Consider the following 13,632-nt stretch of genomic DNA (forward strand, 5'->3'; position numbering starts at 1 on the left):
TCGTTTATGGGTTGAATGCCGACTCGCGTCTTGCGACGGCCCGCAACAGGTCTCGGAACAGCCTGAACGTCCGCTCGTCCACCTCCCTGTTCCTCAGCAAATGGATGGAGCGATAAATGACGGGATCGGTAATATGAGCGGCCTGAAGCTGACCGGCCTCCTGTTCCTGCTGCACCGAATTCCATGACAGAATCGTCGCGCCAATACCGGCGCTGACGGCGCGTTTGATTGTATCCTGCCCGTCGATCTCCATGGTCACGTTCAGCGTGATGCCGGCGCGGGCGGCGGCCTCGTCGATCGATACGCGCAGCGGGTTGTCCTTCGGCGGCAGGATAAGGTTGAGCCCCGCCACAGCCTCGAGCGGCATCGACCGACCGATGGGTCGGGAAGACACCGCAAAAAGGCTCTCCTTGATGATAAGATCATCGGCCTTGTCCTCCGCGCCGACCAGCGCGACAGCCATATCCACCTTGCCGAGACGAATGAGGCGCAGAGATTCGTCATTGCGCGCCTCTATCAGCCGCAGCGAAACCTTTGGCATAGAAGCGGCAACCTCACTGATGATGTTCGGCGCAAAGGCCGTGGCCCAGGAGGGAATAAGGCTCAGCCGGATCACCCGTTCATCCAGATAGGCCATGGCCCGGATTTCCGCCTCCGCCTGCCTGACCTTCTCGGTAATCTCCCGGGCATGAATAAGGAGTATTTCACCCTTCTCCGTCGCCTTCACGCCGCGCGCCAGCCTGTGCAGCACGGGGAAACCCACCAGCCGCTCCAGTTCCGTGATGTGGTGACTGAGCGCCGGCTGGGCGATCCCCAATTGCCGCGCCGCCGCCGACATGGAACCGCAATCGGCAATCGCGACCAGATATCGCAGCCTGCGCAAATCCAACATGTCGGCTTAAACCTCCCACCGGTTCGAGATGCGATCATGACACCAAATCGCCGCCGGAGCCTAGGGCAAAAGCACCATCGAGTGGTTCCACCGCTTTTCAAAGGGGCAAGCTGCGCATGATGGGGTAAGACAAGATTCTTATGGCCAGCAACCATGGCTATTCTCCGCCTCTTCCCCATGACACGGTCTTTGCTGCGATGGGGAGCGGGATGGATCCTAAGACAGGTATTTTGCTCAAGCTGGCGGCCATGCTGGCATTCACAGTCATGTCCGCCTGCGTGAAGGGTTTGGAGGGGGCGATTCCGGTCGGCGAAGTCGTCTTCTGCCGGGGATTTTTTGCCCTCATTCCCCTCTGTCTCTGGTTCATCGCCTCCTCCGAGCGAATAACCGTGCCGGCCGCGAAAAATATCGGCCGCCTGCTTGCGGGCAGCTCGGCTGGATTGGGCGGCATGTTCTTCGGTTTTCTGGCGCTCGCCTATCTGCCGCTGGTGAATGTCACGGTGCTGAGCTACACGACACCGCTTTTCACCATCATGCTGGCCGCGCTGCTTTTGCGCGAAAAAGTGCGGATATATCGCTGGTCCGCCGTACTGACGGGCTTCATCGGCGTCTTCATAACGCTCTCGCCCAACCTGGTGTTTGACGCCGTGTCAGGCCCCACCCAGATCGACAGCATTGCGATGATCGGAACGGCGCTGGCGCTGACCGGCGCGCTTTGCGCGGCCTTTTCCTCCATCGCCGTCCGCCATCTGAACAGCATCGAAAAGCCGTCGCGCATCGTGCTCATCTATACGCTGACGGGTGTCGTCGCCGGCTTCGCCACGCTTGGATTTGGATGGAAGATGCCGGATTTCAACCAGTTTCTGCTGCTCGCCGGCGGCGGGCTTGCCGGCGGCATCGGCCAGATCACCATGACGCTCAGCCTGCGCCATGCCCAGGCCTCCCTGCTGGCGCCGTTCGATTACACGACGATGATCTGGGCGATCGCCCTCGGTTATCTCTTCATGGCCGAAGTGCCGACAGGTGCGACCATCATTGGCGCTTTGACGGTCATCGCCGCCGGGCTGTTCGCCATGTGGCGCGAAAACCGGCTGACGAAACAGGCCGTCAGGGAGCCGACAGCGTAAGCTGTTCCGTGACGCGCTTTTTGTGCAGCCGCCTTTCCCGCCACAACGTGAACAAGCCGGCGGCAACCACGATCGAGGCTCCGAGAATGGTCGTCAGTGCGGGCACCTGATCCATGAAGGCATAACCAATCAATAGCGCCCAGATCATCGTCGTGTAATCGAACGGAGCCAGCAGCGAAGCCTCGGCATAACGCAGGCTCAGCGTCACCAGTATCTGCGCGATCCCGCCAATGAGACCGGTGCCGATCAGCAGGGTCCATTGCCACGCGGTCGGCATTGTCCAGCCCATGCCGATGCTGGCAAAACCGATGACCGTTGTGAGGAGAGTGAAATAGAAGATGATCGCACCGGTATTTTCCGTCTGCGTCAGATGCCGGATCTGGATCATCGATATGGCGGAGAAAAAAGCCGCTGCCAGACCGAACAGACCACCGAGCATGGCAACACCCGAACCGGAGGCGACATCCGAAACATCGAAGGAAAAATGCGGCGACAGGATCAGCACGATGCCGCACAGCCCGAAGACCACCGCCGTCCAGCGATAAATCCTCACGACCTCCTTCAAAAGAAAGACCGCCAGAATGACGGTAAAAAGCGGCGTGGCATAGCTGATGGCCGTCGCATCGGCGAGCGGAATGTAAGCCAGCGCCAGATAGCTGAAGACCATGCCGCCGGTGCCGGAAAAACTCCTCACCAGATGCCCGCCAATGTGGCTGGTCGCAACCTGTTTCCGAAATCCTCCCTGCACGGCCATCCACAGACAGAGCGGCAGCATGGCCACCGCCGACCTGAAAAAAACGACCTGTCCGATGGGTATTTCGCCCCTGAGACCGCTGATGCAGGCGCCCATAAGCACCAGAGCGAGCGCTGCGGAGATTTTGAGGAGAATGCCTTTGCGGGAATCCATGGTTCGTTCCTTCGGACGTCTTCGAACCGTTTCACCACGCGGCGGCGGGATATCAAACCTCAAACCCGTGTCCATAGAAACTTCGTCTGACCCCATCAATCCCGCCTCCATGGTAGCTGTTGCTGATGGACAGGGTGCGGATTCCGCTCCGCTTGCCCGCCGCCGTGGGGACAAAAAAGACGTTGGAAACCAATATGGATCTGGAAAAGATCAAGAAACTGATCGAGTTTGTCGGCTCTTCGCGAGTGTCCGAATTGACCGTGAGCCAGGAGGGAACCACGGTCCGGATCATTCGCGAAAACAATGCCGTTTCACAGCACGCGACATCATCGCAGCCCCGCACCATTCCGGTGGCGGAAGCGGCACCCGACGAGGCACCCCGCGCCGAAGAACAGGCACCGGCATCCGCCACAGCGGCACCGGCGCCCTCCGGCATCGTCGCGGCACCCTCATTCGGTCTTTTCCATCGCGCTCCGAGCCCGGGCTCGGCACCCTTCGCTGAAGCCGGAGACGAGGTTAGGGAAGGGCAGGAACTCTTCATCATCGAAGCGATGAAAGTGTTCAACACCGTGAGAGCCGAACGAAGCGGCAGGATCGCCAGATTCATCGCCAATGACGGCGAAGACGTCGAACTTGGACAGCCAGTGCTGGAGTTCGAATGATGGATGCAACACTTCCAAAGGAAGCAGCCGGGCAAAGGGCATTCGACAGCGTCCTCATCGCCAATCGCGGCGAAATCGCACTCCGCGTGCAGCGCGCCTGCCGTGAATTCGGCCTGAAGACCATCATGGTCTATTCGGAAGCGGACAAGGATGCGGATTATCTGAAGGCGGCCGATACCGCCATCTGCATCGGCCCGGCTTCTCCCGGCCAGAGCTATCTCAACGTGCCGGCTATCCTGCTTGCCATGAAGCTGACGGGCGCCGGTGCAGTTCATCCCGGTTATGGTTTTCTCTCCGAAAGGGCATCGTTTTCGGAAGCGGTTGAGGAAGCGGGTGCGGTTTTCATCGGCCCACGTGCCGACGCCATCCGCACCATGGGCGACAAGATCGCGGCAAAACGGGCGATGATGGAGGCCGGCGTGCCCTGCGTTCCCGGCCCCGATTCCGCCCTGCCGGATGATATGGCGGAGGTTTCGAAAATCGCCACTGAGATCGGCTATCCCGTCATCGTCAAGGCAGCCGGCGGCGGCGGTGGACGTGGCATGCGCGTCGTTCATGATGCCTCCACCCTTCACGACGCCGTTCTCGTTACGCGCGAAGAGGCAAGCCGTGCCTTCGGAACGCCGGAACTCTATATCGAAAAATTCCTCGAACATCCGCGCCATGTCGAAATTCAGGTTCTCTGCGATGGTCAGGGCGGCGGCGTCTGGGTTGGCCTGCGCGATTGCTCGATGCAGCGCCGGCACCAGAAAGTCGTCGAGGAAGGTCCGGCCATCGGCATCCCGTCTGATGTTGCGGCCTTTGTCGGCAATCGCTGCGTTGAAGCGTGCCGCCAGATCGGTTATCGCGGCGTCGGCACCTTCGAGTTTCTCTACGAAAACGGCGAATTCTACTTTATCGAGATGAACACACGTCTGCAGGTCGAACATCCGGTAACGGAAATGACCTCGGGCGTGGATCTGGTGCGCCAGCAGCTTCTCGTCGCTCTCGGCCATCCGCTGGAAATTTCGCAGGAGGACATCGTCTGCGAGGGACACTCGATCGAGTGCCGCATCAATGCCGAAGATCCCTACAGCTTCATTCCCTGCCCCGGTCTGATCACGGCTCTCCACTTGCCGGGCGGCCCCGGCGTGCGGGTCGATACCCATGTAACAGCGGGCTATCGGGTTTCCGCCCATTACGATTCCCTGATCGCCAAGCTCATCGTCCATGCGCCGACGCGCGAGCAGGCGATCATGCGCATGCGCCGCGCGCTTGGCGAAATGCGCATAGAAGGCGTCTCCACCAACCTGCCGCTGCATCGGGAAATATTGGAAGACCCGGCCTTCTCCGAAGGCGGCACTGACATCCATTACCTCGAACACTGGCTTGCAGCGCGGAGTTCAAAATGAAGCGACAGTCTGTTTCGATATCCCGCTACAGCGAGCCTGGCATCATTGCCGATCTTGCCGCTTACCTTGAGCGCAACAACGTATCCGCCATCGAAATAGAGACGCCGGATGGGTCACTGAAGATCGTCGCCATGGCAGGGGGCCAGGCTCCTGCCGCACCGCGCCCTGCCGAGACGGCCAAGGCGCCGGCAAAGACCGGAGACATCCTTGCCCGCGCACCGATTGCCGGCATCTTCACCCCAGCGCATCCGCAGCGCCCCGACCGCCCGATCCAGACAGGAAAATCGGTAGTGAAGGGCGAAATCGTTGCATTCGTGACAGTCGGACCCGTGATCGTTCCGGTGATCGCCGACAAAGCCGGCACCGTCACCGAAGTGGTGGCAGAAGCCGGTGCGCTTGTCGGATATGGCTCCACCCTTCTCAAGACCGAAGCATGATGGTGACGTCAATGAGCAACCTCCCGCTGAAAACGCCCCATCTTTCCCCCGCCCATCTGGGCCTGCCGAAAATCTCGATGATCGGCAACAAGACCTTTCTGATCGAAGCGCCCGGCGAGCTGGACCTGCCTGCACAGCGGCGCATCTGGGCGCTGACACGCGCGCTGAAGGACCGCCCCGATGTGCTGGAACTGATACCCGGCATGACCAACCTCCTGATCGTGCTGCGTGGTACGCCTGAAGATGCCGGGCGTTTGCAGGACGAGCTTCTCGACATCTGGCAACGCACGACCGAACTCGATCTTCTGGGCAAGACCATCGAGGTGCCGACGACCTATGGCGGCGAGCACGCCATCGACCTTGCCGCGATCTGCGATTATTCGGGTCTGCCGGACAAGGAAGTCGTGCGCCTGCACTTCGAGCAGACCTATACGGTTTTCGCCGTCGGCAGCGCGCCGGGCTTTGGTTATCTCGGCGGTCTCGATCCACGCATTTTCATGCCACGCAAGAAAGTCCCGTCGCTGCGCATGCTGAAAGGCATGGTGACGATCGGCGGTATGCAGTCTGGCATCTCGGTCCTGACCGGGCCTAATGGCTGGAATTCGCTGGGTTTCACCGAAATCACCATGTTCGACGCCGCGGCCGAGCAGCCGGCGGTGCTTGCGCCCGGCGACCGGGTTCGTTTCCTTCCTGAAAGGATCGAACTATGATCCATATTCTTGCCTGCGGACCGCTGAACACCGTCCAGGATCTCGGCCGCGCGGGTTACCGCAATATCGGCATCACCGCCACGGGCGCGATGGATCCCATTGCGCTCAGGGTCGGCAATATCCTCGTCGGCAACGGCGAAGACGCCGCCGCGATTGAAATCCAGACCTTCCCTTTCCGCATCGAGTTCGAAGAGGCCCTGACCTTCGCCGTGACCGGCGCAGATTGCGCGGCACGGCTTGATGGTGCGGACCTGCCACCCTACTGGTGCACTCGGGCTGAAAAAGGTCAAATACTCGAGCTTTCGACACCGCTGAAGAATGCCCGTGCCTATCTCTGCCTTCAGGGCGGTATCGACGTTCCGGTGGTGATGGGATCGCGCAGCACCTCGCTTCGCGGTTCCTTTGGCGGCCACGAAGGACGCCATCTCGCCACCGGCGACAGGCTTGCCGTTCTGCTATCCGAGGCCCCAGCGCTGCCCGCAAGCGGTCTTGGCGTCATGCCGCTTGCCGATGCGATGCCGGATATGTTTCCAGTGTCCGACAATGGCGAATTGCTGCTGCGCGCCATTCCAGCCGCCGAGCACGATCTTTTCGGCGAAGGCGCCGAACGTTTCTGGTCGGAGGCCTGGAAAATCACCTCACAGAGCGACCGCACCGGTTACCGGCTTGCCGGAACGCCGATGACACTTTCGGCCCCGGTGGAGCTGCGTTCTTACGGCGTCATTCCCGGGGTGGTTCAGGTGCCGCCAAGCGGCGAGCCGATCATCCAGATGAGCGACGCAAACACGGCCGGCGGTTATCCCAAGATGGCCGGCATCATCGACAGCGATCTGTGGCGGCTCGGACAGGCGCGCATCGGCAGCCGCATCCGCTTCGTGCAGGCAACGGTGCGCGAAGCGCTGGAAGTCGAACAGGCGATCGACGCCTATTTCGCAGATATCCGCAAGACCCTGCCGCTGATTACCGCCGCACTCGGCACGCTCGCAAAACGATAATCCTGAAAAACAAGGAGAGGGAACCATGAAGATCGATGTTAATTCCGATATGGGCGAAGGTTTCGGCGTCTATAAGGTCTGCGACGACGAGAAACTTATGGAAGTCGTCTCTTCGGCAAATATCGCCTGCGGATTCCATGCGGGCGATCCGGAAATGATGGCGCGCATGGTGCGTCTGGCCAAACAGAACGGCGTCGGCGTCGGCGCTCATCCGGGCCTTGCCGACCGTCTCGGCTTTGGCCGCCGCGAAATTCCCGTCGACGCGGAAGAAATGGAACAGCAGGTTCTCTACCAGCTCGGCGCGCTATCGGCGATTGCGAGGGCGCAGGATGTCGCGCTTTCTCACATCAGCTTCCATGCTGCCATGGGCAACATGATCAACCGCGACGCGGCCCTTGCCGAACGGATCATGAAAAAGATCAAAGCGGTCGATCCCAATCTCATCGTCTTTTCGATGCCGGACATGCTGATCGAAAAGGCCGCGCTGGATTGCGGGCTGAAGGTGCTCAACCTCTTCCTCGCCGATCGTGCCTATGATGTAAAAGGTCAGCTCGTGCCGCGCAAGCTGCCCAATTCCGTCATCAAGGAAGAGGGAAAAGTGCGCGCACGCGTGCGCCAGTTTCTGGAAAAAGGCACGGTCACGACGATCGAAGGCGAGATCATCCCCGTTCGCGCCAGATCGATCCTCGTTCACAGCGATACACCCGGTTCGCTGGAGCTTGCTCGCACGGTGCGCAGCGAAGTGGAAGCCTGCGGCGGCAGCGTCGTTCCGGCCCGCGAAGTGGTCGTCTGAGGGCGGCCCGCTTTGCCCTTATCATTGACAATCAAACAATTACGACACCGTGCATCATTTCTGGAGCACGGTGCCGTTACATTTTCAGGTATTGTTCGTCGGCTGGACTGGTGAACCGATCCGGCCGACGAAGCATCAATTCAGCTGGATCACGTGATTGCTGTCGTTCGTCCAGCTCAGCCTCACCCGGTCGCCAGCAGCACTGACGGCATTGGTGAACCCTTCCGTCTGGGTCTGCCGGTAGGCGATCATCGGCTCGCCATTATCAAGCCGCAGATAATAGTGGAGCATGAAGCCGCGATAGACGACCTGCTCCACCCGCGCCATCGTGGAATTGGCGGCGTTTTCATCCGTATCGGCCGCAAGCGGTGAGACCGAGATGGCCTCGGGGCGGACGGTCACGACGACCTTGTCGCCCTGGACCGTACCCATGTCATCCACATCCAGCCGCACCCCGGCACCGGTCACAAGCCGCGCTGCGCGACCATTGCGTTCCTTGACAGTCGCCTCGAAAAAGTTCGAGGCGCCGATGAAACCGGCGACGAAACGTGTCAGCGGCTTCTGGTAGATTTCGCCTGCCGGCGCGATCTGCTCGAGATTACCGTCCCGCATCACGGCGATCTGGTCCGCCATGGTCAGGGCCTCGTCCTGATCATGCGTCACCATGATGGTGGTGAGGCCAAGCCGTTGCTGCAGGCTGCGGATTTCGACCTGCATGCTTTCCCGAAGGCCTTTGTCGAGCGCCCCAAGCGGCTCGTCCAGAAGCAGCATCGAAGGTTCGATCACCAGAGCGCGCGCCAGTGCGACACGCTGCTGCTGGCCGCCGGAAAGCTGCGCCGGCAGCCGGTCGCCGAAGGCGTGCAGCTGAACGAGATCGAGCGCCTGCTTCACACGCCCTTCCCGATCGGCCTTGGAAACGCCCCGCATCTCGAGACCGAAGGCGACGTTTTCGGCAACGGTCATATGGGGAAACAGGGCGTAGTTCTGAAACAGCATGCCGACATTGCGGCGATGAACCGGGGTGCGCGTGGTCGGCTTGCCGCCGACCACGATTTCACCCGAGGTGGGATCGACGAGCCCCGCAATCATGCGAAGGCAGGTCGTTTTCCCGCATCCGCTCGGACCGAGAAGCGCCAGGATTTCCCCTGCCTTGACGGTAAGCGAAACATCATCGACGGCAACGACCTGACCGCTGTAATGCTTGGTCAGTCTTTCCAGGCGGACTTCTACGGATTTCATTTGCGTTCCTCAGCCGTTAAAGGTCTGGTTGTATTTTTCGAGCCACTGCGCGCGGCGCGGAATGATGTATTTCCAGTCCGGCGTGAAGAGGTTCAGCGATTCCATCTTCGCTTCCGGATAGGCAAGGAACTTCGCCGTATCCGCGCCGAACTCGATGCCCTTGACGGAGGGGGCGCTGAGCGTGGCTTCAGACAGCATCTTCTGCACGCCGGGGTCGAGGATGCGGTTGATATAGGCGAGAGCGAGATCGCGGTGCGGCCCGCCCTTGACCAGCGCGATGGAGTTGATGCCGGTGAATGCGCCTTCCTTCGGGAAGGTCATGTCCAGCGGCACGCCCTTTTTGGTGTGTGGATAAACGGCCTTGGAATATTCGATGCCGCCGAAATCCGCCTGGCCCTGCGCAACCATCATCGTCTGCGCTTCCGCATCATAGATGGAAAGGACGTTCGGCTTCAGGTCGGCAAGTTTCGCCCAGCCTGCATCGGTGGCATATTGCGCTTCTTTCAGCGGCTTGCCGGTCGCAAGTGCGGCTGCCACCATCAGCATCAGAACGCTCTGGGTATTCTTCGGCGTATTCAGAAGCATCCGGCGGGCATATTTCTTGTCGAACATCTGTTCGTAACTTTCGAACGGCTTGCCCGTTGTCGGATTGTAGAACAGGCCGGCAATCGAAATTGCAAAACCGACGCCGAAATTGTCTTCGAAAAGATAACGGGAATAGACGTTCTTGAGGTTGGGGATTTCGTCGATCGGCAATTGCTCGATCAGGCCTTCCTCCTTGGCCTGGGGAACGCCGACATCGTCCATCGACATCACGCTATATTGCGGATTTTCGCGGGTGGCGCGCAGCGTGGCGATATTGGCAAGCGTTGCGCCTTCAGTCGTCAGGACCCGGCACTTATATTCCTTTTCGAAGGCCGGGATCACTTCCTTCTTGATCAGCCCGCCCTGCGCCGAATTATAGACGCCGACATACATGGTGCGGTCCTGCGCGGAAGCCGCGGTATAAAAATAGGGTGTGGCGAGCGCGCCTGCGGTGACTGTGAGGAAACTGCGCCGTTTCATGATGATGGTCTTGTCTGTCATTTCCGGTACCCCTCTTGTTGTTGATTTACATTGCCATTGCCCGGCGCAGCCCAACCAGCCTGTCGAGAACGAGCACGACGGTAACCGCCAGAACGATGATGATGGTGGACATGGTCGCGACCGAAGGATCAAAGACCGTACCAATCTGGCGATAGAGAACGATGGGCACGGGCAGGTTCGCGGAATCGGCCAGCCACATCGAAACGGGATAATTGTCGAAAGAAACCATGAAGCAGAAGATCGAGCCGGAGGCGACACCGGGCGCGATCTGCGGAAAGATCACCCGCGTGAAGGTTTTCCAGCGGGTGGCGCCAAGCGTGCGCGCCGCTTCCTCGAGGCTGACATTGACGAGCTGGAGGCTGGTCAACACCGTGCGGATCACATAGGGCGACGTCACGACGGTGTGGGCGATGAGAAGCTTCAGCTTGGTATCCATCCAGCCATAGCCGGAAAAGAGCTGCAGCAGCGCAAGGCCGGTCACCAGCACGGGAAAGATCAGCGGCGAAAGCAGTAGCCCCTTCATCAGCGAGCGGCCGATGAATTTACCCCGGGAGAGCGCGAAGGCTGCGGGAACGCCAAGTGCCAGCGACAGAATGGTGGTCGCCACCGCAAGCGCCGCACTGAAGGTGAGGCCGGCGGTGAATTCCTCGTTCTGCATTACCGCCGCATACCAGCGGAAGGTGAAACCCTGCGGCGGGAAGGTGACGAAATAGCTGTCGGAAAACGAGATGGCGACGACAAGGACGATCGGAGCCAAAATGAAGACCATCATGGCAGCGGTGATCGCATAAAGTACGATGGCGGGTGTGCCGGTCAGCTTGTTGTTCATGATGCACTTGCCTTGATACGACGCCCGCCGAGCAGCCTCATCGAGACGGCGTTGATCAGAATGACGATGAAGACGAGGATGGTGGCGATGGTGGCGCCGAACGGCCAGTCATAGACCGCGAGAACCTGCTGTTCGACCATGTTGCCGAGCATTTGCGAGCCGGGACCGCCGATCAAAGCAGGAATGACATAGGATGCGGAGGCGAGTGAGAACACCAGCGTGAAACCCGCCACGAGGCCGGGAAGGCTGAGCGGGAAAGTGATCCGCAGGAAAACTTTCCACGCTGGCGCGCCGAGCGTGCGCGCGGCCTGCTGCAGATTGGGATCGATCTTGCCAAGCGCGGACGACAGCGGCAGCACCATCATCGGGAAGAAGATGTGCAGAGAGCCGATGATGACGGCGGCGTCCGAAAAAAGCAGCGTCAACGGGCTATCTATGATGCCCAGATTCATCAGGATGTAGTTCAAGAGACCGGTCGGACCATTGCCCAGAATGAGCTGCCAGCCGTAAGCGCGAACCACGACGCTGACGGCCAGCGGTGCGATGACGATCAGCGTGATGATGCGGGTCGTGACGATATTGCCGCGCACGAGAACGGTCGCGACCGGATAGGCGAGTATAGCCGCGAGAGCCGAAGTGATCAGGCTGATGCGGATCGTCGCCCAGAGCACTTTCTGGTAAAGATCGACCTCGAAAAACCTCACATAGTGTGCAAGCGTGAAGGGGGCACCGATCAACCCTTGCGAATTCTGCGTCATGACGCTGAAGGTCATCAGCCGAATTGCCGGCCAGAAGAAAAAGATCGTGAGAAAGATCAGAAGCGGCAGGATGAGTATGCCGGGCGAAAACAGCCGGCGCTCGATGGCTTTCCAGCCGGAAACTCCACGGCGTGGCGGGGCATGTGGTTCCATGATCGCAATATCCGACATCTATACTCCCGTCGCGTTGAATACGGCACGAGGCATCGCGTTGAGCCGAACGAAATCGTCCAGGCCCTATGACTAGAATTTGCTGGTGTGCTCCCTGTCGAGGTATCCGGTCTTTTGCCGGCCCCTGTCGCATGTTTCTGCATTTTCGCGCCGGTTACCTCTTTGGGTAATATTGTCCGATGCGTCGTTCCCTTGTTGTTGTCAGGAGCTTAGGGGCTAAGCCGACGCGCTGCATAATAGTTTATTGCTCTTAGGTCATCGCATACGAGTATGGACCTGCGCCCTCTCAGAGCGATGCATCAAAATCCCGTATGACCTCACATCGAAGTCGTATTGGGGAAACGGCGGAAATTTCCCGTAACCTCTTTGTCATGCACTGGCACCACGAAGATGCCTGCCTTCACCGTTACAATCGGAAATGATCCATGCCCGCTATCGCCCAACGCCTCAACAACGTCACCGTTTCAGCCTCGCTTGCCATGACCCAGAAAGCCCGCGACCTCGCGGCTCAGGGCATCAAGGTCATCAGCCTGTCGTCCGGCGAGCCGGATTTCCCGACCCCTGCCCACGCGGTTGAAGCGGCGCACGCGGCCGCCCTTGCCGGCGATACGAAATATCCGCCCGCCGACGGAACGCCTGCCCTGCGCGCCGCCATCCAGCGGAAGTTCAAGCGTGATAACAATCTCGACTACGATCCAAGCCAGATTCTGGTGGCGGGCGGCGGCAAGCAGATCATCTTCAACGCCATCATGGCCACCTGCGACCCAGGCGACGAAGTCGTCATCCCCGCGCCGTCCTGGATCAGCTATGCCGATATCGTCAAGTTTTCGGGCGCCGTGCCGGTGCCGGTGGTTTGCCCCGAAAATAACGGTTTCCGCCTGCGGGCCGAAGATCTCGAAGCCGCCATCACCCCGAAAACCAAATGGCTGCTTTTCAACTTCCCAAACAACCCCACCGGCGCCGCCTGCTCGCGAGCGGAAATGAAAGAGATCGCCGAAGTCATGCTGCGGCATCCGCATGTCTGGATCATGACTGACGATATGTATGAGCATCTGATCTATGACGACTTCGAATTCTGCACCATCGCCGAAGTCGAACCGCGGCTCTATGATCGGGTTCTGACCGTCAACGGCGCATCGAAAGCCTATGCCATGACCGGCTGGCGTCTCGGCTTCTGCGGCGGCCCGAAGGACCTCATCAAGGCCATCAGCAACGTCAACACCCAGAACAGCGGTGGTGTCGCAACCATCGTACAGGCTGCCGCCGTCGCGGTTCTCGACGGTCCGCAGGATCTGCTGAAGGAACGCGCCGATATCTACAAGACGCGCCGCGACTTCGTGCTCGGCAAGCTCGCCGAGATCGACGGCATCCGCTGCCACAAGCCCGAAGGCGCCTTCTACATCTTCCCGAACATTGGGGCGCTGATCGGCAAGACGACGAAGGGCGGCACGAAGATCGAGAACGACACCGATTTCGTCATGGCGCTTCTCGCCGAACATCACGTTGCGACTGTGCAGGGTGCGGCCTATGGCTTGAGCCCCTTCTTCCGGCTTTCTTATGCCACCAGCATGGAGAACCTGGCCGAAGGCTGCGCCCGCATCGCCGAATTCTGCAATGGAATGAAATAGGGAGAGC

Annotated in this window: 14 protein-coding genes; 8 read left to right on the forward strand and 6 right to left on the reverse strand. The window is 59.9% G+C overall.

Annotated features, from left to right (window positions below; genetic code table 11):
- Window positions 1-4 precede the first annotated feature (4 nt).
- Window positions 5-892 carry a LysR family transcriptional regulator gene (locus tag DA915_RS16970; protein WP_020810704.1) on the reverse strand — a complete coding sequence of 296 codons (888 nt, stop codon included), beginning with the start codon at window positions 890-892 and terminating at the stop codon, window positions 5-7.
- Between the two features lie 209 nt (window positions 893-1,101).
- On the opposite strand from DA915_RS16970, the gene DA915_RS16975 reads away from it, so the two are divergent.
- Window positions 1,102-2,019: a DMT family transporter gene (locus DA915_RS16975; RefSeq protein WP_107676682.1), complete on the forward strand. Its 918-nt coding sequence runs from the start codon at window positions 1,102-1,104 to the stop codon at window positions 2,017-2,019.
- Here the strand turns inward: DA915_RS16975 and DA915_RS16980 are convergent.
- Window positions 2,000-2,926, reverse strand: coding sequence for a DMT family transporter (locus DA915_RS16980; protein WP_080864689.1), 927 nt, complete (start codon window positions 2,924-2,926; stop codon window positions 2,000-2,002). The genes DA915_RS16975 and DA915_RS16980 overlap by 20 nt on opposite strands.
- Window positions 2,927-3,120: 194 nt before the next feature.
- On the opposite strand from DA915_RS16980, the gene accB reads away from it, so the two are divergent.
- Genes accB through DA915_RS17010 form a run of 6 tightly spaced genes read left to right on the forward strand, consistent with a single transcriptional unit; the run spans window position 3,121 to window position 7,914 of the window.
- Window positions 3,121-3,588 (forward strand): acetyl-CoA carboxylase biotin carboxyl carrier protein, encoded by a 468-nt coding sequence (gene accB / locus DA915_RS16985; RefSeq protein WP_107676683.1) that lies wholly within the window; start codon window positions 3,121-3,123, stop codon window positions 3,586-3,588.
- Window positions 3,585-4,979 (forward strand): acetyl-CoA carboxylase biotin carboxylase subunit, encoded by a 1,395-nt coding sequence (gene accC / locus DA915_RS16990; protein WP_107676684.1) that lies wholly within the window; start codon window positions 3,585-3,587, stop codon window positions 4,977-4,979. The genes accB and accC overlap by 4 nt, the downstream gene beginning before the upstream one ends.
- Complete coding sequence (locus DA915_RS16995) at window positions 4,976-5,416, forward strand: biotin/lipoyl-containing protein (RefSeq protein ID WP_107676685.1); 441 nt, start codon at window positions 4,976-4,978, stop codon at window positions 5,414-5,416. Before accC ends, DA915_RS16995 begins: the two co-directional genes overlap by 4 nt.
- Window positions 5,413-6,126, forward strand: a complete 714-nt coding sequence (gene pxpB, locus DA915_RS17000; protein ID WP_107676686.1) for a 5-oxoprolinase subunit PxpB — start codon at window positions 5,413-5,415, stop codon at window positions 6,124-6,126. The genes DA915_RS16995 and pxpB overlap by 4 nt, the downstream gene beginning before the upstream one ends.
- On the forward strand, window positions 6,123-7,121 hold the full coding sequence (locus DA915_RS17005) for a biotin-dependent carboxyltransferase family protein (RefSeq protein ID WP_107676687.1): 999 nt from the start codon (window positions 6,123-6,125) through the stop codon (window positions 7,119-7,121). The genes pxpB and DA915_RS17005 overlap by 4 nt, the downstream gene beginning before the upstream one ends.
- A 25-nt stretch (window positions 7,122-7,146) precedes the next feature.
- Window positions 7,147-7,914 (forward strand): 5-oxoprolinase subunit PxpA, encoded by a 768-nt coding sequence (locus DA915_RS17010; protein WP_107676688.1) that lies wholly within the window; start codon window positions 7,147-7,149, stop codon window positions 7,912-7,914.
- Window positions 7,915-8,049: 135 nt separating this feature from the next.
- On the opposite strand, the gene DA915_RS17015 is transcribed toward DA915_RS17010, so the two are convergent.
- From DA915_RS17015 to DA915_RS17030, 4 genes are read right to left on the reverse strand one after another with little or no spacing between them, the layout of a single operon-like run.
- Window positions 8,050-9,153, reverse strand: a complete 1,104-nt coding sequence (locus DA915_RS17015) for an ABC transporter ATP-binding protein (RefSeq protein WP_107676689.1) — start codon at window positions 9,151-9,153, stop codon at window positions 8,050-8,052.
- Window positions 9,154-9,162: 9 nt separating this feature from the next.
- The gene (locus tag DA915_RS17020) at window positions 9,163-10,239 is read right to left on the reverse strand and encodes an ABC transporter substrate-binding protein (RefSeq protein ID WP_003505945.1); all 1,077 of its coding nucleotides are present in this window, start codon (window positions 10,237-10,239) and stop codon (window positions 9,163-9,165) included.
- A 25-nt stretch (window positions 10,240-10,264) separates the two neighbouring features.
- A complete protein-coding gene (locus DA915_RS17025) occupies window positions 10,265-11,068 on the reverse strand; it encodes an ABC transporter permease (protein WP_003505942.1) in 804 nt (267 codons plus the stop codon).
- Window positions 11,065-11,997, reverse strand: coding sequence for an ABC transporter permease (locus tag DA915_RS17030; protein ID WP_020810717.1), 933 nt, complete (start codon window positions 11,995-11,997; stop codon window positions 11,065-11,067). Before DA915_RS17030 ends, DA915_RS17025 begins: the two co-directional genes overlap by 4 nt.
- A 425-nt stretch (window positions 11,998-12,422) precedes the next feature.
- On the opposite strand from DA915_RS17030, the gene DA915_RS17035 reads away from it, so the two are divergent.
- Entirely contained in the window at window positions 12,423-13,625 is a 1,203-nt protein-coding gene (locus tag DA915_RS17035) for a pyridoxal phosphate-dependent aminotransferase (protein WP_107676690.1), read from the forward strand.
- The last annotated feature ends 7 nt before the right edge of the window (window positions 13,626-13,632 follow it).

Source organism: Agrobacterium sp. LAD9 (assembly GCF_003031125.1).
Taxonomy (GTDB): Bacteria; Pseudomonadota; Alphaproteobacteria; order Rhizobiales; family Rhizobiaceae; genus Agrobacterium; species Agrobacterium radiobacter.

What these genes read in the sequence shown, in the direction of transcription:
- DA915_RS16970 (WP_020810704.1), bottom strand. Translation starts at nt 892, where the DNA reads ATGTTGGATTTGCGCAGGCTGCGATATCTGGTCGCGATTGCCGATTGC.
- DA915_RS16975 (WP_107676682.1), top strand. Translation starts at nt 1,102, where the DNA reads ATGGATCCTAAGACAGGTATTTTGCTCAAGCTGGCGGCCATGCTGGCA.
- DA915_RS16980 (WP_080864689.1), bottom strand. Translation starts at nt 2,926, where the DNA reads ATGGATTCCCGCAAAGGCATTCTCCTCAAAATCTCCGCAGCGCTCGCT.
- accB (WP_107676683.1), top strand. Translation starts at nt 3,121, where the DNA reads ATGGATCTGGAAAAGATCAAGAAACTGATCGAGTTTGTCGGCTCTTCG.
- accC (WP_107676684.1), top strand. Translation starts at nt 3,585, where the DNA reads ATGATGGATGCAACACTTCCAAAGGAAGCAGCCGGGCAAAGGGCATTC.
- DA915_RS16995 (WP_107676685.1), top strand. Translation starts at nt 4,976, where the DNA reads ATGAAGCGACAGTCTGTTTCGATATCCCGCTACAGCGAGCCTGGCATC.
- pxpB (WP_107676686.1), top strand. Translation starts at nt 5,413, where the DNA reads ATGATGGTGACGTCAATGAGCAACCTCCCGCTGAAAACGCCCCATCTT.
- DA915_RS17005 (WP_107676687.1), top strand. Translation starts at nt 6,123, where the DNA reads ATGATCCATATTCTTGCCTGCGGACCGCTGAACACCGTCCAGGATCTC.
- DA915_RS17010 (WP_107676688.1), top strand. Translation starts at nt 7,147, where the DNA reads ATGAAGATCGATGTTAATTCCGATATGGGCGAAGGTTTCGGCGTCTAT.
- DA915_RS17015 (WP_107676689.1), bottom strand. Translation starts at nt 9,153, where the DNA reads ATGAAATCCGTAGAAGTCCGCCTGGAAAGACTGACCAAGCATTACAGC.
- DA915_RS17020 (WP_003505945.1), bottom strand. Translation starts at nt 10,239, where the DNA reads ATGACAGACAAGACCATCATCATGAAACGGCGCAGTTTCCTCACAGTC.
- DA915_RS17025 (WP_003505942.1), bottom strand. Translation starts at nt 11,068, where the DNA reads ATGAACAACAAGCTGACCGGCACACCCGCCATCGTACTTTATGCGATC.
- DA915_RS17030 (WP_020810717.1), bottom strand. Translation starts at nt 11,997, where the DNA reads ATGTCGGATATTGCGATCATGGAACCACATGCCCCGCCACGCCGTGGA.
- DA915_RS17035 (WP_107676690.1), top strand. Translation starts at nt 12,423, where the DNA reads ATGCCCGCTATCGCCCAACGCCTCAACAACGTCACCGTTTCAGCCTCG.